This window comes from Micromonospora matsumotoense, assembly GCF_900091525.1.
GTDB lineage: Bacteria > Actinomycetota > Actinomycetes > Mycobacteriales > Micromonosporaceae > Micromonospora > Micromonospora matsumotoensis.
Genome location: NZ_FMCU01000003.1, coordinates 76,285 through 98,325, shown reverse-complemented (window position 1 = coordinate 98,325; position 22,041 = coordinate 76,285). Strand labels below are relative to the sequence as shown.

23 protein-coding genes are annotated in these 22,041 nt (G+C 72.7%); 15 read left to right on the top strand and 8 right to left on the bottom strand.

The genetic code is table 11. The annotated features are described in order from the left end of the window. Positions 1-133: 133 nt before the first annotated feature. Positions 134-1,435 (bottom strand): 3-phosphoshikimate 1-carboxyvinyltransferase, encoded by a 1,302-nt coding sequence (gene aroA / locus GA0070216_RS07490; RefSeq protein WP_091242612.1) that lies wholly within the window; start codon positions 1,433-1,435, stop codon positions 134-136. A gap of 102 nt (positions 1,436-1,537) precedes the next feature. Here aroA and GA0070216_RS07485 point away from each other — a divergent pair, with 102 nt between their 5' ends. The 5 genes from GA0070216_RS07485 (at position 1,538) to rsrA (ending at position 4,858) form a co-directional block, all read left to right on the top strand. Continuing rightward, positions 1,538-2,236, top strand: coding sequence for an SOS response-associated peptidase (locus GA0070216_RS07485; protein WP_091241264.1), 699 nt, complete (start codon positions 1,538-1,540; stop codon positions 2,234-2,236). 200 nt (positions 2,237-2,436) lie between these two features. Then, on the top strand, positions 2,437-2,829 hold the full coding sequence (locus tag GA0070216_RS07480) for a WhiB family transcriptional regulator (RefSeq protein WP_091242605.1): 393 nt from the start codon (positions 2,437-2,439) through the stop codon (positions 2,827-2,829). A 26-nt stretch (positions 2,830-2,855) separates the two neighbouring features. Next, complete coding sequence (locus GA0070216_RS07475) at positions 2,856-3,467, top strand: alpha/beta hydrolase family protein (protein WP_091241261.1); 612 nt, start codon at positions 2,856-2,858, stop codon at positions 3,465-3,467. A 280-nt stretch (positions 3,468-3,747) separates the two neighbouring features. Further along, positions 3,748-4,569, top strand: coding sequence for a sigma-70 family RNA polymerase sigma factor (locus tag GA0070216_RS07470; protein ID WP_091241258.1), 822 nt, complete (start codon positions 3,748-3,750; stop codon positions 4,567-4,569). Position 4,570: 1 nt separating this feature from the next. Next, positions 4,571-4,858 (top strand): mycothiol system anti-sigma-R factor, encoded by a 288-nt coding sequence (rsrA, locus tag GA0070216_RS07465; RefSeq protein WP_091241255.1) that lies wholly within the window; start codon positions 4,571-4,573, stop codon positions 4,856-4,858. Between the two features lie 193 nt (positions 4,859-5,051). On the opposite strand, the gene GA0070216_RS36560 is transcribed toward rsrA, so the two are convergent. Then, positions 5,052-5,126 carry a 50S ribosomal protein bL37 gene (locus GA0070216_RS36560; protein WP_369752275.1) on the bottom strand — a complete coding sequence of 25 codons (75 nt, stop codon included), beginning with the start codon at positions 5,124-5,126 and terminating at the stop codon, positions 5,052-5,054. Positions 5,127-5,376: 250 nt separating this feature from the next. Here GA0070216_RS36560 and GA0070216_RS07460 point away from each other — a divergent pair, with 250 nt between their 5' ends. Continuing rightward, a complete protein-coding gene (locus GA0070216_RS07460) occupies positions 5,377-5,592 on the top strand; it encodes a biotin/lipoyl-binding carrier protein (protein ID WP_091241253.1) in 216 nt (71 codons plus the stop codon). Next, on the top strand, positions 5,592-6,122 hold the full coding sequence (locus tag GA0070216_RS07455) for a GNAT family N-acetyltransferase (RefSeq protein ID WP_091242601.1): 531 nt from the start codon (positions 5,592-5,594) through the stop codon (positions 6,120-6,122). The genes GA0070216_RS07460 and GA0070216_RS07455 overlap by 1 nt, the downstream gene beginning before the upstream one ends. 174 nt (positions 6,123-6,296) lie before the next feature. Here GA0070216_RS07455 and GA0070216_RS07450 read toward each other — a convergent pair whose 3' ends face one another. The 3 genes from GA0070216_RS07450 to GA0070216_RS07440 form a co-directional block, all read right to left on the bottom strand. Continuing rightward, entirely contained in the window at positions 6,297-6,482 is a 186-nt protein-coding gene (locus GA0070216_RS07450; protein ID WP_091242598.1) for a DUF397 domain-containing protein, read from the bottom strand. A gap of 113 nt (positions 6,483-6,595) precedes the next feature. Then, a complete protein-coding gene (locus GA0070216_RS07445) occupies positions 6,596-6,781 on the bottom strand; it encodes a DUF397 domain-containing protein (protein WP_091241251.1) in 186 nt (61 codons plus the stop codon). Positions 6,782-6,783: 2 nt separating this feature from the next. After that, complete coding sequence (locus GA0070216_RS07440) at positions 6,784-7,536, bottom strand: DUF5753 domain-containing protein (RefSeq protein ID WP_091241249.1); 753 nt, start codon at positions 7,534-7,536, stop codon at positions 6,784-6,786. A gap of 397 nt (positions 7,537-7,933) precedes the next feature. On the opposite strand from GA0070216_RS07440, the gene GA0070216_RS07435 reads away from it, so the two are divergent. Together GA0070216_RS07435 and GA0070216_RS07430 are read left to right on the top strand one after the other, a co-directional pair. Next, positions 7,934-8,215, top strand: coding sequence for a hypothetical protein (locus GA0070216_RS07435; protein ID WP_245722360.1), 282 nt, complete (start codon positions 7,934-7,936; stop codon positions 8,213-8,215). After that, entirely contained in the window at positions 8,212-8,466 is a 255-nt protein-coding gene (locus GA0070216_RS07430; RefSeq protein WP_245722359.1) for a flavin reductase, read from the top strand. Before GA0070216_RS07435 ends, GA0070216_RS07430 begins: the two co-directional genes overlap by 4 nt. Positions 8,467-8,534: 68 nt before the next feature. Here the strand turns inward: GA0070216_RS07430 and GA0070216_RS07425 are convergent, their stop codons facing one another. After that, entirely contained in the window at positions 8,535-9,101 is a 567-nt protein-coding gene (locus GA0070216_RS07425) for a TetR/AcrR family transcriptional regulator (RefSeq protein WP_091241247.1), read from the bottom strand. A 111-nt stretch (positions 9,102-9,212) separates the two neighbouring features. Between GA0070216_RS07425 and GA0070216_RS07420 the strand changes: the two genes are divergently transcribed. Further along, positions 9,213-10,802 carry an MDR family MFS transporter gene (locus GA0070216_RS07420; RefSeq protein WP_091241245.1) on the top strand — a complete coding sequence of 530 codons (1,590 nt, stop codon included), beginning with the start codon at positions 9,213-9,215 and terminating at the stop codon, positions 10,800-10,802. 161 nt (positions 10,803-10,963) lie between these two features. On the opposite strand, the gene GA0070216_RS07415 is transcribed toward GA0070216_RS07420, so the two are convergent. Next, complete coding sequence (locus GA0070216_RS07415; protein ID WP_091241239.1) at positions 10,964-12,790, bottom strand: tetratricopeptide repeat protein; 1,827 nt, start codon at positions 12,788-12,790, stop codon at positions 10,964-10,966. Between the two features lie 188 nt (positions 12,791-12,978). On the opposite strand from GA0070216_RS07415, the gene GA0070216_RS07410 reads away from it, so the two are divergent. The 5 genes from GA0070216_RS07410 (at position 12,979) to GA0070216_RS07390 (ending at position 20,023) form a co-directional block, all read left to right on the top strand. Continuing rightward, complete coding sequence (locus GA0070216_RS07410) at positions 12,979-14,010, top strand: SIS domain-containing protein (protein WP_091241236.1); 1,032 nt, start codon at positions 12,979-12,981, stop codon at positions 14,008-14,010. A 52-nt stretch (positions 14,011-14,062) separates the two neighbouring features. Continuing rightward, the gene (locus GA0070216_RS07405; protein WP_091241232.1) at positions 14,063-15,586 is read left to right on the top strand and encodes a sensor histidine kinase; all 1,524 of its coding nucleotides are present in this window, start codon (positions 14,063-14,065) and stop codon (positions 15,584-15,586) included. A 257-nt stretch (positions 15,587-15,843) separates the two neighbouring features. Continuing rightward, entirely contained in the window at positions 15,844-17,496 is a 1,653-nt protein-coding gene (locus tag GA0070216_RS07400) for a glycosyltransferase family 2 protein (RefSeq protein WP_218108151.1), read from the top strand. Next, the gene (locus tag GA0070216_RS07395; protein ID WP_091241230.1) at positions 17,493-18,491 is read left to right on the top strand and encodes a glycoside hydrolase family 26 protein; all 999 of its coding nucleotides are present in this window, start codon (positions 17,493-17,495) and stop codon (positions 18,489-18,491) included. Before GA0070216_RS07400 ends, GA0070216_RS07395 begins: the two co-directional genes overlap by 4 nt. After that, a complete protein-coding gene (locus GA0070216_RS07390) occupies positions 18,488-20,023 on the top strand; it encodes a glycosyltransferase family 39 protein (RefSeq protein WP_091241229.1) in 1,536 nt (511 codons plus the stop codon). The genes GA0070216_RS07395 and GA0070216_RS07390 overlap by 4 nt, the downstream gene beginning before the upstream one ends. Positions 20,024-20,042: 19 nt before the next feature. On the opposite strand, the gene GA0070216_RS07385 is transcribed toward GA0070216_RS07390, so the two are convergent. After that, a complete protein-coding gene (locus tag GA0070216_RS07385; protein ID WP_245722388.1) occupies positions 20,043-21,980 on the bottom strand; it encodes a glycosyltransferase family 39 protein in 1,938 nt (645 codons plus the stop codon). Positions 21,981-22,041: the final 61 nt, after the last annotated feature.

Below are 22,041 nucleotides of genomic sequence, written 5' to 3'. Positions count from 1 at the left end.
CGAAGCCGTCCACCGCGTCGTCGTGTCGGGGGCGGGTCCGGGTACGCGGACGCGAGGACCGGCCGGGCCGGACCCGTACGTCGTCCTCGTCGTACTCCCGTCGCTTGGTCGTCAGGACCTGCCCCCTCTGCCGTCAGCTCTTGCCGGTCACCATCGCCGACCATAGTGCCGGGAACTCCGGCATGGTCTTGGAGGTGCACGCCACGTCGTCCAGTTCGATGCCGGGGACGGCCAGCCCGACCACGGCGGCGGCGTGCGCCATCCGGTGGTCGGCGTACGTGCGGAAGGTGCCCCCGTGTAGTGGCCGGGGTCGGATCTCCAGCCCGTCGGCGGTCTCGGTCAGGTCGGCGCCGAGCCCGGTGAACTCCCGGGCCAGGGCGGCGATCCGGTCGGTCTCGTGCCCCCGGATGTGTCCGACCCCGGTGAAGGTCGACGGCGAGTCGGCCAGCATGGCCAGCGCGGTCAGCGCCGGGGTCAGCTCGCTGACGTCGGACAGGTCGGCGGACAGGCCGCGCACCGTGCCGGTGCCCCGGACGGTCAGCCCGGCGGTGGTCAGGGTCACCGCAGCGCCCATCCGCTGTAGCAGCGAGCGGAGCTGCTCGACCGGCTGGAGGCTGTTGTGCGGCCAGCCCTGCAACGTCACCTCACCGCCGGTGACCAGGGCGGCGGCGAAGAAGGGGACGGCACCGGAGAGGTCGGGTTCGATCTCCCAGCTCCGGCCGGCGAGCGGCCCGGGCTCGACCACCCAGATGTCGGGGACGCTGTCGTCGACGGCCGCCCCGGCGGCCCGCAGCATCTGCACCGTCATCCGCAGGTGTGGCGCGGACGGCACCGGCGGGCCCTCGTGCCGGACCACCACGCCCCGGTCGAAGCGCGCTCCGGCGAGCAGCAGGCCGGAGACGAGCTGACTGGAGGCGGAGGCGTCGATCACCACCTCGCCGCCGGCGACCGCACCGGTGCCCTGCACCACCAGGGGCAGGGAGCCGGTCTCCGGCGCGTCGATCCGGACGCCGAGCGAGCGCAGCGCGCCGATCAACGGGCCGAGCGGCCGGACCCGGGCGTGCGGGTCGCCGTCGAAGGTGACCCGCCCGTCGGTGAGGCCGGCGACCGGCGGGACGAACCGCATCACCGTGCCGGCGAGGCCCACGTCGACGTGGGCCGGGCCGACCAGCGGGTGCGGCCGGACCAGCCAGCGTTCGTCGTCGGAGACCGAGACGTGCGCGCCCATCGCGCGCAGCCCGCCCGCCATCAGTTCGGTGTCCCGGGCGCGCAGCGGCCCGTGCAGCGTGGACGGGCCGCCGGCCAGCGCGCTGAGCACCAGGGCACGGGCGGTCATCGACTTGGAGCCGGGCAGACGCAGCGTCGCCGTGACCGGGTCGCTGGCGGTCGGCGCGGCCCAGGGCTGTTGCGGACGGGTGGCGGTCAGGTTTCCCACGGTCACATTCTGCCAACCCGGCGGCGACTTCGAGTCGACCGTCGGGCCGACTCCCGGTTGGCGGGACAGCCGTCAACGGTGCGGGGCGTTAGCGTGTGTGCCATGTGCGGCAGGTACGCGACGACCCGGAGCGCCGGGGACCTGAGCGCCGTCTTCGAGTCGTACGACGACACCGACGGCCGGCTCGGGCCGGACCACAACGTCGCGCCGACCGATCCGGTGCCGGTGGTCCGGGTCGACCCCGAGCAGGGCCGGGTGCTCTCGGTCGGCCGCTGGGGGCTGGTGCCGCACTGGGCGAAGTCGGCCACCGGGGCGGCCCGCATGATCAACGCGCGGGCCGAGACGGTCGCCACCAGCCGGGCGTACGCCGTGCCGTTCGCCCGTCGGCGCTGCCTGGTCCCGGCCGACGGCTGGTACGAGTGGGTGCGTCGGGCCGGTGGCGGCAAGCAGCCCTACTTCATGACCCCGCGCGACGGCTCGGTGCTGGCGTTGGCCGGCATCTGGTCCCGCTGGGAGACATTGCTCACGTTCAGCGTGCTGACCACGGCGGCGGTGGGTGAGCTGGCCGAGGTGCACGACCGGATGCCGCTGCTGCTGCCCGCCGACCGGTGGGCGGACTGGCTGGCCCCGGCCGACGATCCGGCGGCGTTGCTGGTCACGCCGACGCCGCAGTGGCTCGCCGGGCTGGAGATCCGTCCGGTCGGGCCGGCGGTGGGCAATGTCCGCAACAACGGCCCGGATCTGGTCGCGCGGGTGCCGGTGGACCGGGAACGCTCCCACGGGGAGAGCGCCCTGTTCTGAACGCGATAGGCGACATTGTCGCGTACGAATTGCCAGAGTTCCGGGCGAAACGTCGCTCGGACCTTTAGCCATCTTTCCGGCACACCCCTTGTCCCCGTAGCCAACAGTGCGATAGAACACAGCGCTGGCACTGGGAGCGTCTTCGCGCAGTGTGAACGACGCCCGTCGATCTTGCCGGTCCCACGGGGGAGGTGGGTGTGATGACCCGGGCGCGTATGCCCCGACCGCACGAGGTGGCCGCCGCACGACGCGATCCGCGACTGCTACGGGCGTTGCGGGACCGCCGTTCCGACGATGCCTGGCGGACCAGAGGAACCTGTCAGAGCGTGGACCCGGAGACGTTCTTTCCGGCACCCAACGAACCGGCCGACGCGGCGGTGGCGCTCTGCCGCAGCTGTGACGTCCAGGGCTCCTGCCTTGCCTGGGCCCTGGAGGTGGGCGACACCCACGGGGTGTGGGGTGGCACCACGCCGCGCGAGCGCCGGGCCATGCTGGTCGCCTGGCGCGGCGAGGTCGAGTCCGATCCCGATGCGGCCGACGACGCCGGCCCACCGGTGCGGGACCGGCTGCTCACCCTGGTGCCGCTGAGCTGACCCGCCGGGCGGCGCAGAATGACCGGGTGCCGCACCTCACACCACTCGACACCCCCCGGGGTCCGGCCCGGGTCGACACCGACCTGCCGGCCGGTCCGCCGACGTCGCTGCTCGTCCTCGGACACGGCGCCGGTGGTGCGGTGGACGCGCCGGACCTGCTCGCCCTGCGCGACGCCGCCCGCGGTGCGGGGATGGTGGTCGCCCGGGTGACCCAGCCCTACCGGGTGGCGGGTCGCCGGGCTCCGGCTCCGGCCGGTCACCTGGACGAGGCGTGGACGACGGTGCTGGCCGTGCTGCGCCGTCGGCATCCCGAGGTGCCGCTGCTGGTCGGCGGGCGGTCCAGTGGCGCCCGGGTGGCCTGCCGGACGGCCCGCGCGGTGGGTGCGGCCGGGGTGGTCGCGTTGGCGTTTCCGCTGCACCCGCCCGGCCGGCCGGAGCGCTCCCGGGCCGCCGAACTGGCCACCGGGCTGCCGACGCTGGTCGTCAACGGTGACCGGGACCCGTTCGGGACGCCCGCCGCCGGTGGCCCGGTCGAGGTGGTGGTGCGCCGTGGCGAACGTCACGACCTGCGCCAGGACCCGGCCGGCACGGCCGAGGCGGTGCTCACCTGGCTGCGTGCCCACGGGTGGGCCCGCTGACCCGCCCGGCGGCGGTCCACCGGTCGCCCGCCGGCCGGCGGGCCGGCTCCGGACCAACGCGCTGACCACCCGTTTCCGCCCCGGCGGAGCCGTCGTTGCAACCGATGGTGTCGACCTCCGGTTCGGGTGGTCGGGACCGTCCCTCCCAGGCCCTTCCTGGTCCCAGTCCGCCGGTATCCGACCGGTGGGCCGGGACCAGGAGCGGGAGGCCGGTGGAATGCCCGGCCCGCGACCGGGCGTTACGACTCCCGGACGAGGAATCTGGCGAGGGGGGTGACCGGTGCCGACCGAGACACGGAACCGGGAGCGGAACGAGCGGGACGCACGGCAGCTCAGGCAGCTGCTGGACGGCCCGGACTGGCCGGCGGTGGGGGCTGGCCCCGGGGCGGTGAGCACCAGCACACCCGGCGGAACCCGAGCTGCGGACGGGTTCGTCCGCGTATCCTCGGCGGGACAGCATCCGACGCGAGGGGATGTGCGGTTGACCACCGAGAAGACGGACGAGCGCAGGGCCCGCTTCGAGCGGGACGCGATGCCCTTCGTCGATCAGCTCTACGCCGCCGGGCTGCGGATGACGCGCAACCCGGCCGACGCCGAGGATCTGGTCCAGGAGACGTACCTGAAGGCGTACGCCGCCTTCCACCAGTTCGAGCAGGGCACGAACCTGAAGGCCTGGCTCTACCGGATCCTGACCAACACCTACATCAACTCCTACCGCAAGCGGCAGCGCCAGCCCATCCAGGCGCCCACCGAGGAGATCACCGACTGGCAGCTCGCCGAGGCCGAGTCGCACACCTCCAGCGGGTTGCGGTCGGCCGAGACCGAGGCGTTGGACCGGCTGCCGGACAGCGACGTCAAGGAGGCCCTTCAGCAGTTGCCGGAGGAGTTCCGGCTGGCGGTCTACCTGACCGATGTCGAAGGCTTCTCGTACAAGGAGGTCGCCGACATCATGGGCACGCCGATCGGCACCGTGATGTCCCGGCTGCACCGCGGGCGTCGCAATCTGCGCAAGCTGCTGGAGCGGTACGCCGCGGAGCGTGGCTTCAGCACCGCGCAGCCCGCGAAGGGCTCGACCACCGCCGCTGCCAGTCGGGAGGTGTGACGTGAGCTGTGGGAAGCCGCACGAGACGGACTGCCGGGAAGTGCTCGCGGAGGTCTACCTCTACCTGGACCTGGAGTGCGCCGAGGAGCGCCGCTCGCTGATCCGTTACCACCTGGACGAGTGTGGGCCCTGCCTGCGGGAGTACGGCATCGAGCAGGAGGTGCGGGCGCTGGTGGCCCGCTGCTGCGGCAACGAGACCGCCCCCGACGAGCTGCGGAAGCGGCTGCGGGTACGCCTCACCGAGCTGGTGGTCTTCGAGGCCAGCGAGTCCCGCGAACTCGCCGAGTGACACCACCGGCGGCAGGCTGACGCCCCGGACCCGCCCGGCGGGCCGGCGTCGGCACCCACCTCGGCCGGACACCCGGCCCGTTACGGCCGGATGACGCACGCAGAACGGTGGCCCGGGTCGACTCGACCCGGGCCACCGGTCTGTCCGGCTCCGGGCCGGACCTGGCGTCGCGGCGGATGCCCGCCGGGACGACTCAGGAGTTGGGACGCTTGCCGTGGTTCGCGCTGCTCTTCTTGCGGGCCTTCTTCTTGCGGGCCTTCTTCGCCATGCTGACCTCCTCGTGATGGGTCCGACCCCTGCTGCGGCGACCGTTGACGCCGGTGCACGCCACCGGTCCTCCCGGCGTCGGGGTCCGACCTGATGATGCTAGTGCGGCCGGCACCCGCCGTCGTGCGCCGGGGCGGCAGCGGTACGTCGGCGGGGTGTGGCCTGGTCGGTGTCGGCGCTCGCCGCCCGCGCGGGGTCGGTCCGTGATTGGATACCGACGCAGACACACCCGGTGGAGAGGGAGGGCCGTGATGGCCGAGGAGATCCGCGCCGAGATGGTGGCCAACGTGTGGAAGGTCGTGGCGTCGACGGGGGACACCGTGTCCGAGGGGGACACGCTGGTGATCCTGGAGTCGATGAAGATGGAGATCCCGGTCGTCGCCGAGTCCGACGGCGTGGTCGAGCAGCTCGTGGTCAACGAGGGCGACGTGGTGCAGGACGGTGACCTGATCGCGGTGATCGGTTGATTCCCGGCGACCGGTCGACCGGGCTGCTGGTCCGGCGGGCCGTGCCGGCCGAGTTTCCGGCGGTGGCCCGGCTGACCGTCGCCGCGTACGAGGCCGACGGTCAGCTCAAGGGCGAGAACGGCTACGGCGGGGTGCTGGCCGACGTGGCCGGTCGGGCGGAGCACGGTGAGATCCTGGTCGCCGTCGACGAGTCGACCGGTGCGGTGCTGGGCTCGGTCACCTTCGTGCTGCCCGGCAGCCCGTACGCGGAGCTGTCCGGGCCGGGTGAGGCGGAGTTCCGGATGTTGGCGGTGGACCCGGCCGCCCAGGGGCGGGGGGTGGGCGTGACGCTGGTCCGGGCCTGCCTGTCCCGGGCCGTGGCCCAGGGCTGCGCGGCGATGGTCATCTGCGTCCGCAGCGGGCTCGCCGACGCCGCCCACCGGTTGTACGCGGGGCTCGGCTTCGTGCGTACCCCGGAGCGGGACTGGTCGCCGCTGCCGGGCGTCGACCTGCTCGCCCTGCGGATGGCCCTGCCCGCCGACCCGGCCTGACCGGTTCGCACCGACCTGCCCGCCGCTGCGGCCTGAACTGCCCGCCGCCCGGCCCGCAGACGGCGTCGCACCCCTCGTGACACCGGGCAGGGCCGCCGGGGTCGCCGCGTCACTGCGGCCCCGGACAGCAGGCGGCCCCCGGCCGCCGTCCGGCCAGGGGCCCCACCGTCCTGTTTAGCGGGACGCCTTCGCGAAGCTCACGAACCCACGCCACGCGCCGGGAGCGAACGTCAGCGTTGCGCCGTCGCGGTCCTTGGTGTCCCGCACGAGGACGACGCCGGGCAGGTTGTCGGCAACCTCGACGCACGCCCCGCCGTTGTCCCCGCTCCTCGTGCTCTTGCGCCACTGCGCACCGGTCATGTCCATGTCGCTGCCACTTTCCTCACGAGGTCGAGAGACTGTGCCCGGGGTAGGGCCTCGCCGACAATGCGAGCCCACCCGAGTGCCGTCTGGCCGGGGGCCCATCGTCCTGTTTAGCGGGACGCCTTCGCGAAGCTCACGAACCCCCGCCACGCGCCGGGAGCGAACGTCAGCGTCCCGCCGTCGCGGTCCTTGGTGTCCCGCACGAGGACGACGCCGGGCAGGTTGTCGGCCACCTCGACGCAGTCGCCGCCGTTGTTGCCGCTCTTCGTGCTCTTTCGCCACTGTGCGCCGGTCATGTTCATGCCTCTGCCAATCTGCGAATGAGGTCTAGGGACTGCGCCGTGGGTAGTGCTTTGCCCACGATGCGTACCCAACGCCGTTCAAGGGTAGCAATGTCCGCCGGCTGGTCGACGATCTGCGCGCGAGCCTGGCTGTCGATGTGGCCGACGCGCTTCCCGTCGTCCAGCTCGGCCACCGTGAACGGCCCACCGAGGCCCGCATACACCCCGGCCGATGCGGGCACCACGTGAAGCTGCACGCTGTCGAGCTGCGCGCATTCGACAATATGCGCGAGCTGGGCCGGCATGATCGCGGGGGCGATCCGGCGTAACGCGATCTCGTCCACGATGGCGACGAAGAGCGGGCCCTTCGGTTTCCGCAGCAGCCCGGACCGCGCGACGCGCGCCGCCGCCAGCTCGTCGACCTCGTCCGGCGTCAGCGCCTCGCCAGCCAGCGTCGCCCGTGCATACGCCTCGGTCTGAAGGAGGCCGGGCACCCATGCGAGTTGAAACCCGCGCAAGACGACAGCCTCACGTTCGATGTCCGCCCACCGTCGAAACCAGACCGGCTCGTGGCGCTTCAGCGCGTCCGGCCAGAGGTCGAGAACGTCTCGGCCAAGCACCGCCGCCACCTTGGCGCGATGCCGTGTCTGCGGGATACGGCCGTGACTCGCCCACTTCGCGGCTGTCTTCGGGTCGACCCCGATCTGAGCTGCCAGGCTTTCGGCGGTCTCCCCCGTTGTTGCCATTGCCTCTTTCACTGCCAGGTTCATACCGCGCCTCCATACGTTCCGGCCGAACGTTCCGAACGTCTATCTCCATATTGCAACGCAGTGTGTTCGATCCACAACAGTCGGCAAGGTTGCTCCCAGAGCGACGCCGCCGGTGGGAGAAGGCATCCGCCGGTCGCGTCTGCTGCGGGGGCCGTCTCCTTCGAGGGGTGGGAGGCGGCCCCCTTCCCACGCCACGACGTCAGGGGAGCACTGTGCCCGACAAGCCGAAGCCCACCGATCCGCCACCAGCGCCGGACCCGAAGCCGGCCGCCGACCCGCCGCCCGCGCGCCCGTACCTGCCGGGTCCGATCGGCCCGGTCATCCCGCCGTGGCGGGGTCCCGGACGCTTGGCGAACGTCACTCCCGAGCACCGTTGGCGGGAGCGGAGGCCCGCGCGGTGACCCCGCCGCTGGTTCGCTCCGGCGACGTGCTGCGCCTGTCCCGCGCCGCCAGCGTGCAGTTCGTCCGGCCGATCACGGTCCGGGTCATCCGGGTGCTGACCGACTGGCACACGTACGACGGGTGGGTGTGGATCGACGCGTACGTGCTCGACGCCGCAGGCGACGCGGTCTCCCGGCGGACCCTGTTCCTCCAGCCCTCCGGCGCCGGGCGCCTGAAGGCCCCGGTCCGCAGGCCGGTGGCCCGCAGGCCGGTCTCGCGAAAGGTGTCGACCTCGTGACCGGTGTGATCCCGGGCCGGCACACGCCCCTACCCCCGACCTGGCTGTGCCGGGTGGACGCGCACCCGTGGCCCTGCGGGGAGGCGAAACTCGCACTGCTCGCGAAGTACGCCGACAACCGGCCCCGGCTGCTGACGCTGCTCGCGGGCTGGAAAGCGGAAGCGGAAGACCACCTCGCGTCTCTCGACAGCGGTCGCCCGGTCGACGTGACCGACCGCTTCCTCACCTGGGCCCGCCCGCCCACCGACTGACCCTTCTCCTCCCCGGGCCCGCCCCGGCGTCGCCGGCCGTCCGTGCGCCCCGGGTCTCGTCCGACCGGTCAGCTCTCGTCGATGCCGGTCAGCAACTCGTCGGCCACCTCAAGGGCGATCTTCTTGCGTTCGTCGTCGGTGATGTCCTGGGACCGGACGGCGAACCAACTGCTGTGCACGGCGAACAGGACCAGCGTGGCCCGCAGTTGGGCCCGGGGTGAGTCGTCGCCCTGGCAGATCGCGTCGGCCAGGCGGAACATCCGTTCCCGCATCTGCTGGCCGGCGGTGAGGCTCTTGAGCACGGTCTGGTTCTGTTCGAAGAAGCGCATCACCGAGGGCTGCCCGGTGGCGAACATCGTGTCGGCGTACTGGCTGACCAGGGCCTGCCGGGTGGCCCGGGTGGCGGGTTGGTCGCGGGCCCAGTCGATCAGCTCGTCCATCCGGTGCAACCGGTCCTCGACGTAGCTGTTGACGATCTCGTCCTTGCTCTTGAAGTGGTAGTAGAGGGCGGCCTTGGTCACCCCGAGCCGCTCGGCGATCTCGCGGAGCGAGGTCTTCTCGTAGCCCTGCTCGGTGAAGAGCTCCAGCGCGACGGCCTGGATGCGCTCCCGCGTGCCGCCTGTGCTCTGACTCACCCTTACCACCCAATTCGCTTGACGGGTCCCGCTGTCCAACTTACCGTGCGGCTAGTAAGGTGACTAGCCGGGCGGCAAGTAAGTGCGACAGATCTCCGGGGGAGCTTACCCATGACTCAGGAAACCCAGGCGACGGTGAAACCCAACATCCGGGTGGTGCTGTTCGGTCTGATGATCGCGATGATGCTCGCGATGCTCGACAACATGATCGTCAGCACGGCGCTGCCGAGGATCGTCAGCGAGTTCGGCGGCGTCAACCACTTCACCTGGGTGGTGACCGCGTACGTGCTGGGCACCACCGTCTCCACCCCGATCTGGGGCAAGCTCGGTGACCTGTACGGCCGCAAGGCGATCTTCCTGACCTCGGTGGTCATCTTCCTGATCGGGTCGGCGCTCTGCGGGATGTCCGGTTCGGAGGTGCTGGGGGGCAGCGGCAACGGGATGGTCGAGCTGATCGCGTTCCGGGCCGTGCAGGGTCTCGGTGCCGGCGGTCTGATGGTCGGCGTGATGGCGATCATCGGTGACCTGGTGCCGCCCCGGGAGCGGGGCCGCTACCAGGGCATGATCGCCGGCATCATGGCGATCGCCATGGTCGCCGGCCCGCTGGTCGGCGGCTTCATCACCGACAACCTCTCCTGGCGCTGGGCGTTCTATGTCAACCTGCCGCTCGGTGGGCTGGCGCTGCTGATCCTGGCCACCCGCATGCACCTGCCGAAGTACCGCACCGAGCACCGGATCGACTGGCTGGGCGCGGCGCTGCTCTCCGTCGGCATCACCGCGATCGTCCTGGTCACCACCTGGGGCGGCAACGAGTACGACTGGGCATCCCCGCAGATCTTCGGCCTCGCCGTGCTGGCGCTGGTGAGCCTGGTGGCCTTCGGCCTCGTCGAGCGTCGGGTCGCCGAGCCGATCCTGCCGCTCGGCCTCTTCGCCAACCGCAACTTCGCGCTGATCTCGATGATCGGCTTCCTGCTCGGCTTCGCGATGTTCGGCGCGATGAACTTCCTGCCGCTCTACCAGCAGACCGTGCAGGGCGCCTCGGCCACCAACAGTGGGCTGCTCCTGCTCCCGCTGATGTTCGGCATGCTGGTGGTGTCGCTGGTGGTCGGCCGGACCATCACCAAGACCGGGCGCTACCGGATGTTCCCGATCGTCGGCGGCGTGGTGATGGCCGTCGGCATGGCGTTGCTGTCCCGGCTGGAGGTCGACACCGGCAAGCTCGCGTCGTCGCTCTACATGCTGGTCCTCGGTGCCGGCATGGGCTTCCTGATGCAGACCTCGATGCTGATCGCGCAGAACAGCGTGGAGCAGAAGGACCTCGGCGCGGCCAGCGGCGCGGCCACCTTCTTCCGCTCCATCGGCGGCTCGTTCGGCATCTCGCTCTTCGGTGCGATCTTCGCCAACCGGCTCGCCGGCTCGGCGGCCGGCAGCGCCTTCGAGGGTGGCACCGGCGAGGGCCAGGGGATGGACCTGACGAAGCTCAAGGAGTTGCCGACGCAGGCCCGTGAGGTGGTGCTCGGCGGCCTCTCCGACGCCATCTCGCACGTCTTCTTCTGGGCGATGATCATCACGATCGCGGTGCCGGTGCTCGCCTGGTTCATCAGGGAGATCCCGCTCCGCACGGCGAACGACGTCCCGCCGCCGGACGCCACGCCCGAGGAGCAGGCCGAGGTCGCCCTCGGCAAGGCCCCGATCTCCTGACCCCACCCGCGCGTCGCGGCCGGTCCGTCCCCATCCGGGGGTACGGGTCGGCCGCGCGCCGTTCCGCCTCTCCGCGCGCATGATCGACTCCCCTGGGCCGAAGTAGCGGTATCCGTCCGCACGGATACCGCTACTTCGCCACAAGGGAGTGGATCTTGCCGTCAGGGGCGGCGGCGGAGCCGGGCGGTGAGGCGACGCCAGGCGCGGGCCAGGCGACCGGTCCGGTGGGTCCGGACCGGGGTGGCGAGCAGCCGGTGGGCCAGCGCGGTGGTGTCCTGGTCCACGCTCGGGGTGGCCAGCGCCAGGTGCGCCAGGGAGATGGCGATCGGCACCGGTCGACCCTGCGCGACGGTCGCCACGTCGGCGAGGCGCTCGGCCACCAGCCCGGCCACGTCGGGGCGTACCTCCGGGTCCACCCAGGCGGCGGTGACCAGGGCGAACAGCGCCGCCTCGGTGATCCAGTCCTCGACGCCCCAGATGAGTTCCACCAGCACCCGACGGCGGGTCGAGGTGGCCCACGGTTCGTCGGTGCGGTGGTGCAGCAGGCCGAGGCAGGCCCAGACCTGGACGCAGCGCACCCACAGTGACGGGTCCTGGCCGGTGAGCACCCGGCCCAGTGCGGTCGGCGGTGCCTCGGGCGGGTGCACCAGCAGGCCGAGTAGGTCGGCCAGTTCCAGGGTGGCCAGCCCGACCGCCGCGTCGTAGGCGGCCGGCGGGTGGGGCCAGGCCGGGTGGGCGAGCTGGCGTACCCGGTCGGCGGCGACGGTGGACGGGGCCGGCAGGGTGGGCGCGGCCGTGCTGCCCTCGTAGTGCCAGAGCTGGTACTCGGTGGCCCGGCGCGGCTCGCGTGGGTCCGGGTCGGCGACCCCGGTGACCTCGACGTAGAGGCCGGGCACGGCGGCGGTGACGGTACGCATCGCGCTCGGCGGTTCGACCGTGTCGAGGCGTACCGCCGCGTCGGGGAGGCCGTCGGCGGCGAGCGCGCGGCGCAGCGCGTCGACCATCGCGCCGACGGCGGGGGTGACCTGCCCCAGCCAGGGGCGTCCCCGGCAGGACTCGGCGAGGTCGGTGTGCTCGTGGGTGTCGTCGGGGTGGTCCCGGGTGAAGTCGGCGAGGGCGACCAGGTGCCCGACGTCGCCGTCGCGCAGGAACCGCAGTCGGTGCGCGGTGTGCACCGCGCAGTCGAAGGTCGGGTCGCGGGCCAGCGCCCGGTCGGTCCAGCCGAGGGCCTCGTCGAGCTGACCGTGGTCGGCCAGGGTGCCGGCGATGTCCGCATAGACGGCGAGGTCGTCGGGGTCGTGCGCGACGGCCCGTTCCAGGGCGGCCAGGGCCTCCCGGGTGCGGCCGGCGCTGCGGTAGGCGTACCCGAGCCAGACCTCGCCGAGTTTGGACGGCGTCACGCGTACCCCCCGGCTGGCCCAGGTGACCGCGAGGGTGACCTCGCCGAGCCGCCGGGCCAGCGCGGACGCCGCGCCGAGCAGCAGGGCGTGCCGGGGGTGCGCGGTGACCGCGTGCCGGGCCAGGGTGAGGTACGGCCGCAGGGGCGCCCGGCCGATCCGGGGCACCGGGTCGGGCACCGCGGCGCAGACCTGCATCAGGATTCGGGCGCAGCGGTCCGGGTCGAGCCGTTCGGCCAGCTCGGGGTCGGTCACCCAGGGCACCCCGGCCCAGTCGACGCCGGGGGCGTGGCCGGTGGCGGCGACGAGCAGGTCCAGTCCTTCGGCCGGGCGGCCGGCGGCGGCGAGCAGGTGGGCGCGGGCGACGACGGCCCCGACGTGTGCGCGGTGGCCGAGCGGGAAGAGGTCGAGATCGCCGCCGGCTGCGGTGGCGATCCGGGTGAGCGTCTCGTGGGTGTCGGGCAGGGTCGGTGCCAGCACCAGCGCGGCGGCGAGGTGGTCGGCGGCGTGGGCCAGGTCGCCCTCGGCGAGTGCGAGCCGGGCGAGGGCGAGTTCCTCCGCCGCGGTCAGCGCGGGTGGCTCCTCCGACACGTCGGCCTCTCGCTCGCAGGGGGTTGCCAGGGCTGGGCAAGCGTAGGGGATGCCGGCAACAAGTGTGGATCTCCTGCGCGTTAGTGCTCGCAGCGTTGGTGAAAGTATCTCGATCGTGCAAGACTGAACATGAAACGCGCGCCAAACGCGCAGGGAGGGGAGTCTCCGTGACCCAGCCAGGGGCCGGAATGGCCGCCGACATCGCCGAGCAGCCCGCCGGTTACGCCCGGTTGCTCTCCGCCGAGCACACCGGGGCGATCGCCCGGGTCGCGGCGGCCGTCGCGCAACGCCGCCCCCGGCACGTCGTCTTCACCGCCCGGGGCACCTCCGACCACGCCGCCCTCTACGGGGCGTACCTCACCGAGATCCGGCTCGGGCTGCCCGCCGGGCTCGCCTCGCCGAGCGCGGTCACCGTCTACGGGGCCCGCCCCGACCTCTCCGACGCGCTGGTCGTCGGGGTCAGCCAGAGCGGCGGCTCACCCGACCTGACCGAGGTGCTGCGCACCGCCCGTGCCTCCGGCGCGCTCACCCTGGCGGTCACCAACAACCCCGACTCGCCGCTGGCGCAGACCGCCGAGCTGGGCCTCGACATCGCCGCCGGGCACGAGCGGGCGGTCGCCGCGACGAAGACGTACACCGCCGAACTGCTCGCCCTGCTGCTGCTGGTGGAGGGCGTCCGGGCCGGCGACGGCGGGCTGCCGGCCGACCAGCGGGCCGCCCTGGAACGCCTCCCCGAGTTGGCCGAGCGCACCCTCGCCGACCCCACCCCGGCCCAGCTCGCCCCGCGCTACCGGTTCGCCGGCCAACTCGTCACCACCGGCCGGGGGTACGCGTACCCGACCGCCCGGGAGGCGGCGCTGAAGCTGATGGAGACGTCGTACCTGCCGGCGCTGGCCTTCTCCGGCGCGGACCTGCTGCACGGCCCGCTCGCGATGACCGACCCGGACGTGCCGGTGCTGGCCGTGGTCGGCTCCGGCCCCGGCGGCCGGTCCATGGGGGAGGTGCTGCCCCGGCTCGGCGAGCGCCGCGCCGACGTGGTGGTGGTCGGCTCGGCCGAGGTCGAGGGGGCCACCCGGATGCCGGTGCCCGAGGTCGACGAGCGGTACGCCCCGCTGCTGGACATCCTGCCGTTGCAGCGCCTCGCGCTCGCCCTGGCGCTGGCCCGGGGTGAGGACCCGGACGCCCCGCGCGGCCTGAAGAAGGTCACCGCGACGATGTGAGCCGGGCCGGCCAGCGGGACGGGGCCGGGGTGGGCGTGGCACGCTGTGTCTCGTGTCCACGCTGCGCGACCTCGCCGAGGAGCACACCCAGCTCCGCCCGGCCGACATCGACCACCTGCACCGGATCGCCGGGGACTGGCAGTTGCTGTCCGACCTGTCCTTCGCCGACCTGCTGCTGTGGGTGCCGGTGGACGACGACGGCACGTTCCTCTGCGTCGCCCAGGTCCGCCCGACGACCGCCCCGACCGCCTACCTGGACGATCAGGTGGGGCGGATCGTGGGCGGGCCGGAGGTGGCCCACCTGGAGGTGGCCTACCGGCAGGGCCGGATCTGGCGGGAGGGCGACCCGGTCTGGTACGGCGACGTGCCCGCCCGGCACGAGGCGATCCCGGTCCGGTTGCGCACCGCCGACGGCGAGGCCGGCGAGGTGATCGCGGTGGTGGGTCGGGACACCAACCTCTCCACCGCCCGCACCCCCAGCCAGTTGGAGCTGAACTACCTCACCACCGCCGACGACCTGGCCCAGATGATCGCCGACGGCACCTTCCCGCCGCCCCGGCACCCGGGCGAGACCACCTCGGCGCCCCGGGTGGGCGACGGGCTGGTCCGTCTCGACGCGGGCGGCAAGGTCACCTACGCCAGCCCGAACGCGCAGTCGGCGTACCGCCGGTTGGGTTACGCCTCCCACCTGGTGGGCGAGGATCTGGCCAAGCTGCACCGTCGGCTGGCCACTGACCCGCTGGACGGCACCGAGGCGTCGAACGGCATCCTCGCCGCGCTGCGCGGCGAGGGCCCGCCCCGCCGGGAGATCGACGCCCGGGGGGCGACGATGCTCACCCGGGCCCTGCCGCTGATGCCCGCCGGGGTGCCGATCGGCGCGCTGGTCCTGGTCCGCGACATCACCGAGGTACGCCGCCGCGACCGGGCCCTGATCACCAAGGACGCCACCATCCGGGAGATCCACCACCGGGTGAAGAACAACCTCCAGACCGTCGCCGCGCTGCTGCGCCTGCAGGCCCGCCGGGTGTCGATGCCGGAGGCCCGGGTCGCCCTGGAGGAGTCGGTACGCCGGGTCGCCTCCATCGCCCTGGTGCACGAGACGCTCTCCATGTCCAGCGACGAGGCGGTCGAGTTCGACGGCATCGTCGACCGGGTGGCGAGCGCGGCGACCGAGGTGGCCGCGACCGAGGTGAGCGTCGGGATGCGGCGCACCGGCAGCTTCGGGGTGCTGCCCGCCGAGATCGCCACCTCGCTGGTGATGGTGCTCAACGAGTTGCTGCTCAACGCCGTCGAACACGGCTTTCCCCCGGCCGAGGAGGGGGTCGACGCACCGGAGCCGGAGGACCGGCCGGAGGTGGTCGTCACGGCGCACCGGCACCGCAAGCAGTTGCACGTCTCGGTGGCGGACAACGGGCGCGGGCTGCCGGCCGACTTCGACGCCGCCCGGGGCGGGCGGCTCGGGTTGCAGATCGTCCGGGCGCTGGTCACCGGGGAGTTGCGCGGCAGCATCGAGCTGCGCCCCGGTCCGACCGGCGGCACCGAGGCGGTGCTGGTGCTTCCGCTGGCCAAGGTCTGAGGGTGGTCCACGCGGAACGGTTGCCTACCGGTGACGGCGGGATGAATGTGAGTAGAGCGACGTACGATCTGCGGCCTGGTGAGGCTTTCAGCTGATTCGGGGGCATTGACACCTTGCGGCCGACTGAATAGTTTTCTAGCTTCACCACCAAGCAGACACGGCCAGTTCACCGTGCCCGGCTTCCTGGACGCGTCCGGCGACATCCCGCTCGCCCTGTCGGGGAGTGCGTGCGGCCGGCGAACGGGGGAGACGAAGCGATGACCTCACCGCCTGCGGTCGATCCGGCTGCGGTGCTGTCGCCGACCGCGGAGTTCCGGGTGCCGCGTCAGGTGTCGAAGTGGACCCCCCGCAAGCCCCCCGACGTGGCGCACCGGCCCGCGTACGCCCCGGTGCCGTTGCCGCCGACGGACGCCGAGCTGGTCTCCTACCGCAAGCGGCGGCTGGCCGCGCTGATGGTGCCGTCGCTGGTCAGCTTCGGCTGCCTGATCACCAGTCAGCTGCTCTTCGTCCGGCTCACCCCGTGGCTCTGGCTGCTCGCCCCGCTGCTGTTCTTCACGGTCGTCTACTACCTCATCTCGCTGGCGGTGAACCTCTTCACTCCGGGCTTCGACATGGCCCGCCACCAGGAGCTGGTCCGCACCTGGCGGCCGGCCCGCTATCCGAGCGTCGACGTCTTCCTGCCGGTCTGCGGTGAGCCCCCGCACGTGCTGCGCAACACCTGGGAGCACGTCCGGACGATGGGCGGCCACTACCGGGGCGAGGTCACCGTCTATGTGCTCGACGACTCGCCCAACGAGGTGATGGAGCGGATGGCGCTCGCCTTCGGCTTCGTCTACCAGCGGCGACCCAACCGGGGCTGGTTCAAGAAGGCCGGCAACATGCGGTACGCCTTCGAGCGCACCATGAGCGACTTCATCCTGGTCCTCGACGCCGACTTCGTCCCGCGCCGGGACATGCTCGACCAGATGCTGCCCTGGTTCGACGCCGAGCCCAGGGCGGGCATCGTGCAGTCGCCGCAGTACTTCCGGGTGCACCTGGGGCAGACCTGGGTGGAGCGGGGCGCCGGGGCGGTGCAGGAGCTGTTCTACCGCTCGGTGCAGGTCTCCCGGCAGGCCCACGACTCGGCGATCTGCGTGGGCAGCTGCGCCATCTACCGCCGCGACGCGCTCTTCTCCATCGGCGGGTCCACCCTCATCGAGCACTCGGAGGACGTGCACACCGGCTTCGACCTGCGGATGCAGGGGTGGAACCTGCGCTACATCCCGGTCGTGCTGGCCGCCGGGCTCTGCCCGTCGGACGTGGACTCGTTCTTCACCCAGCAATATCGTTGGTGCGCCGGCTCGATGAGCCTGCTCGGGTCGAGGAAGTTCTGGTCGACGAAGCTGCGGCTGCGGGCCCGGCTCAGCTACATCTCCGGCTTCTGCTACTACCTGCACACCGGGCTGTTCACCTTTGTCGCGCCGATCATCCCGGTGCTGATGCTGACCGCGTTCGCGCACCAGATCGCGCTCGCCAACTACCTGCTGATCCTGCCCAGCGTGATCTACAACATGATCATCTTTCCGTTCTGGCACCGCAACCGCTACAGCCTGGAGAGCTGGACGGTCAAGATGATCTACGGCTGGGCGCACGCCTTCGCCATCATCGACATCATCCGGGGCCGGCGGATGGGCTGGCAGCCCACCGGCGGCACCGCCAAGAAGAGCAAAACCAGACGGCTGTGGACCGGGATGAAGGTCTGGACCGCCGGCACCGGCCTGGTCTGGGCCGGCGTCGCCGGCTGGCGCATGCTCGTCGAGCCGGAGCCGTGGATCTTCGTGCCGGCCCTGCTCAGCGCCGTGTTCTATCTGGCCGTCGTCGGGCAGGCGCTGCTGGTCGACCCGGAGAAGGACGTCGAGGTCGTCCGGTGAGGACGAAATACCTGATCACCTTCCTGGTGGTGCTCGCGCTGGCCTTCACCGAGGTCGCCGTGCTGCGCAGGGTCGACATCAAGGTCGCCGGGTCCGGCGGCGGACCGGGCGGGGTCGCCGCCGCCCAGGAACAGATCCCGGCGTACGACGTCACCGCGCTGAAGTCGCCGAAGGGCAAGTACCTCGGCGTCACCGTGACCGGCGGCGCGGAGATGGGCCGGGTCCGGACGTTCGCCGAGGAGACCGGCAAGACCCCGAACCTGGTGGCGATCTTCGAGAGCTTCGACGACAGGTTCGCCGCCAGCAAGGTCCGTGAGCTGCACCAGTACGGTGCGCTGGCGGTGATCCGCTGGGAGCCGTACGACGTGCCGCTGCGGGACATCGCCGCCGGCAGGCACGACGCGTACGTCAAGGAGTTCGCCACCGCCGTGCGCACCCTCAACCTGCCGATCGCCCTCACCTTCGCCCACGAGATGAACGGGCACTGGTACTCCTGGGGCACCCGGCAGACCAAGACTGCCGAGTACGTCGCCGCCTGGCGGCACCTGCACGACATCTTCACCCAGCAGGGCGCCACCAACGTGATCTGGACCTGGACCCCGAACGTCGTCAACTACCTGCGCAAGGTCAGCATCAGGGCGCTCTATCCCGGTGACGCCTACGTCGACTGGGTCGGTATGGACGGCTACTACACCAACCGGGGGCCGAAGACCTTCCAGGACCTCTTCGTCCCCACGATCACCCAGATCCGGACCTTCACCAGACGGCCGTTGCTGATCGTGGAGACCGGAGCCGAACCGAGCAGCCGACGGCCGGCCCAGATCACCGACCTGCTCACCAACGTGGCCCGGCGCAAGGACTTCCTGGGGGTGGCGTACTTCAACATCAACGGCTCCGGGAAGTGGAACATCGACCGGGACGACGCCGCGCTGCGGGCGTTCCGCCGGTCCGCCGCGAAGGACACCTTCGGCTTCGACATCAGGACCGTCAGGTGACCGCGCCGGCGATCCAGTGGACCGGGCAGGCCGACCCGGCGGAGGTCGCCGGCCCGGCCGTACCGGTGCGGGCCGGGGGCCGGGGCGGCTGGTGGGCGCTGCTGCCGACCGTCGTCGCGCTCGGCCTCGGCTGGTGGCGGCTGGACGCCCGGGACCTGTGGAACGACGAGCTGGTCACCTGGCACGTCACGTCGCTCTCCGCCGAGCAGTTCCGGATGCTGGTCGGCAACATCGACCTGGTGCACGCCGGCTACTACGTGATCATGTCGGTGCTGACCACGGTGACCGGGGACTCGACGACCGCCCTGCGGCTGCCCTCGGTGATCGCGATCGGGCTCACCGCCGGGCTGGTCACCCTGATCGGGCGGCGACTCTTCGACACCCCGGTCGGGGTGCTGGCCGGTCTGGTCTTCGCCCTGCTGCCCACCGTCTCCCGGTACGCCCAGGAGGCCCGCTCGTACGCCCTGGTCACCCTGGTGGCGGTGGCGGCCACCTGGCTCTTCCTGCGCGCGGTGGACCGACCGACCCGGGGCCGCTGGTGGGCGTACGGCGTGCTGCTGGTGCTGGTCGGCTGGCTGCACTTCGTCGCGTTGCTGGTGGTGGTCGCGCACCTGTTCCACCTGTGGCGGTCGGTCCCCGGCGAGGAGCCGAGGTGGCGGTGGGCGGCGTCCACCGGCATCGCCGGGCTGTTCATCCTCCCGGTGCTGATCCTGGGCAGCCGGCAGTCCGGGCAGATCTCCTGGGTGGAGAACGACGAGGACGCCGTGCTCCGCTTCCTGGCCAACCTGACCGGCACGACGGCCGCGTTGGCGCTGGTCGCGGCGCTCGCCGTCCTCGCGCTGGCGGTGGCTGGCCCACGCCGGCGGGCCACGGTGCTGATGCTGCTGATCTGGGCCGTGCTGCCCCCGGTCGCCGGTTACCTGACGTTCAGCGTGGTGCACCTCTTCCTGGCCCGGTACTTCCTGTTCACCGTCCCGGCGTGGGCGCTGCTCGCCGCGTTCGCGGTCTGCCGCACCGCCCGGCTGCTGACCCGGGACCGGTTGCCGGCGGCCTGGCTGGCCGGCGCGTTGGTGCTGCTGCCGGTGCTGGCCTGGCAGACCCTGCCGGCCCAGGAGCGGGTGCGCTCCAACGAGGCCGACGGGCAGCCCCGCTACCTCGACGCGGTCCGCTACCTGGGGAAGCAGGTCAAGCCGGGCGACGGGGTCGCGTACAACGACGGGTTCGGTGGCTCCAGCGACGTGGCCCGCAAGGCCACCGACTACGGCCTGCGCGACCGGCTGCACCCCCGGGACGTCTTCGTGGCCGTCCCGGCCCGGCAGACCGGCTGGCTGACCGCCCGCGAGTGCCGGGAGCCGCTGCCCTGCCTCGGGGACACCCGGCGGATCTGGCTGGTGGAGACCGGGCACCTCAACGACCCGCTGGCCGGGCTGCCGCCGGCCCGGGAGGCCCTGCTGCGGCAGCGCTTCCTGATCCGGCACGTCGAGCGCTTCGACCGGGTCCGGGTGGTCCTGCTGGAGCGCAAACCGGCCTGACCGGTCCTGGTGGCGCTGCTCATCCCCCGCGTACGAGCAACGCCACGGTGACCCCCGGCCGGGGCCGGACCTGGTCGACGGCGAACCCGGTCCGCAGCGCGTCGCCCTTGGCCCCGGGCACCGCCGCGAGCGGATCGTCGTGCCGCCCGGCGACCACCAGCCAGACCCGGTCCACGCCGGCCAGGCACTCGGCGGGCCGGGGGCACTCGTCGACCCACAGGTCGGCCCGGTCCCGCCGGCCCCTGGTGACCAGCACGTCCCGGGGTCGCATCCCGCCGGCTGCCCGGTCCCCGGGCGTCCGGTCCTCGGTTGCCCGCTCCTCGGCTGTCCGGCCCTCGGCTGTCCGGGACAGGTGGTAGTCGATCCCGAGGTCGAGGAAGAGCCAACCGTCGCGGGGCGCGTAGACCACCGCGTCGCCGGGCCGTTGTCCGGCGGCGATCACCGCCGCCGCCCCCCGGTAGTCGACGGTCGCGCTGCGCGGCCAGCCGTGACTGTGCCGTACCGCCGCCTGGTCCGGCAGCCCGAGCAGCCCGGCCAGCACCACCACCGCCAGCCCCGCTCCCGTCCGGGCCGTCACCCCTGCCGTCCCCGCCGGTCCTGCCCCTGCGGTGCCCGCCGGCTGCGCCCCCGCCGGGGTCGGCCGCGCTGCCTCCGGCGGCCCGGCTTCCGGTCGGGCCGTGGGTGGCAGCTCGGCTTCCGTCTGGGCCGTGGGTGGCGGCCCGGCTCCCGGTCGGGCCGTGGGTGGCGGTGGCCCGGTCAGGGCGGCACCGGCGAGCAGGCAGGCGAAGGGCACCGTGAAGAACAGGTAACGCGGGACCCAGAGGGGTACGGCCAGCGCGGCGACGAAGAGCAGGAGGACCGGCAGCAACACGCAGGCGTCGGGGAGCAGACCGCGCCACCCCGATCGGGCCGCCCCGAGTGCGGCGAGCCCGACCAGCAGCCCGCCCACCACGCCGCTCTGCGCCAGTCCGCCCGGCAGCGCCGCCAGGTCGGCCAGCCGGGCCGGGGCGACCCAGTCGAGCTGGTGGGACCGCTGCCCCTGCGCGGTGACCAGCAGCGGTGCCAGCACCACCCCGGCGACCAGCACGGCTACCACCCACCACCACAACCGCCGCTCCCGCCACCCCCCGACCGGCCTGCGGTGCCCCGACCCGCCACTGCCCGGTCGGCGGTCGCCCGACCCGCTGTCGCCCGGCCTGCTGCTATCCGGCCCGTTGTCACCTGGCCTGCTACCCGGCCTGCTGTCATCCGGCCCGTTGTCGCCCGGCCCGCTGGCACCCGGTCGGGTGTCACCCGGCTTGCCGCCGCCCGGTCGGGTGTCGCTGTCGGGGGGTGGGCGGGTGGGGCCGGCCGTCAGACCGCCGGCGGCCCGGGTGGTCAGCACTACCACGGCGTGCGCGGCGAGCAGGCTCAGGGCGAGCAGATGGGCCAGGCCGAGCCCGGCGACGGCCGCCGCGTAGAACGACCCCCGCAGTCGCCCGGGGCGGTCCAGCGCGCGGACCAGCAGTACCGTGGCCAGCACGGCGAAGAGGGTCACCAGCGCGTAGGGTCGAGCCTCCTGCGCGTACCGGGAGGTGCCCGGGAGGACCGCGAAGAGCAGGCCGGCGAGCAGGCCGGCAGGCGCCCCGAACAACCGCCGACCGAGTACGGCGGTGAGGCCGGCCGCCCCCGCCATGGCCAGCACCGAGGGCAGTCGCAGCGCCACCACCGAGTCGCCGAACAGCCCGGTCCAGGCGTGCAGCAGCAGGTAGTAGGGCCCGGTCGACGCGTCGATGGTGCGGGTGAGCCGGAACAGGTCCCCGACCGGTCGGGTTGCCGCGCTCCAGGTGGCCAACTCGTCGCGCCAGGGTTGGGCCTGGCTGATCCCGTAGCATCCGGCGGCCAGGGTGACCAATGTCGGAGCTGCCCAGACCAGCGGCCTCGACAGCTCCATCGAATGCCGCTTTCCGGACATCATGCCCACCGATCGAGGGTCCCACACCCCGCCCCACGACGCAGCCGGAGCCGGAGCCGGACCT

What these genes read in the sequence shown, in the direction of transcription:
- GA0070216_RS07485 (WP_091241264.1), top strand. Translation starts at nt 1,538, where the DNA reads ATGTGCGGCAGGTACGCGACGACCCGGAGCGCCGGGGACCTGAGCGCC.
- GA0070216_RS07480 (WP_091242605.1), top strand. Translation starts at nt 2,437, where the DNA reads ATGACCCGGGCGCGTATGCCCCGACCGCACGAGGTGGCCGCCGCACGA.
- GA0070216_RS07460 (WP_091241253.1), top strand. Translation starts at nt 5,377, where the DNA reads ATGGCCGAGGAGATCCGCGCCGAGATGGTGGCCAACGTGTGGAAGGTC.
- GA0070216_RS07450 (WP_091242598.1), bottom strand. Translation starts at nt 6,482, where the DNA reads ATGACCGGTGCGCAGTGGCGCAAGAGCACGAGGAGCGGGGACAACGGC.
- GA0070216_RS07445 (WP_091241251.1), bottom strand. Translation starts at nt 6,781, where the DNA reads ATGACCGGCGCACAGTGGCGAAAGAGCACGAAGAGCGGCAACAACGGC.
- GA0070216_RS07440 (WP_091241249.1), bottom strand. Translation starts at nt 7,536, where the DNA reads ATGAACCTGGCAGTGAAAGAGGCAATGGCAACAACGGGGGAGACCGCC.
- GA0070216_RS07420 (WP_091241245.1), top strand. Translation starts at nt 9,213, where the DNA reads ATGACTCAGGAAACCCAGGCGACGGTGAAACCCAACATCCGGGTGGTG.
- GA0070216_RS07410 (WP_091241236.1), top strand. Translation starts at nt 12,979, where the DNA reads ATGGCCGCCGACATCGCCGAGCAGCCCGCCGGTTACGCCCGGTTGCTC.
- GA0070216_RS07400 (WP_218108151.1), top strand. Translation starts at nt 15,844, where the DNA reads ATGACCTCACCGCCTGCGGTCGATCCGGCTGCGGTGCTGTCGCCGACC.
- GA0070216_RS07385 (WP_245722388.1), bottom strand. Translation starts at nt 21,980, where the DNA reads ATGATGTCCGGAAAGCGGCATTCGATGGAGCTGTCGAGGCCGCTGGTC.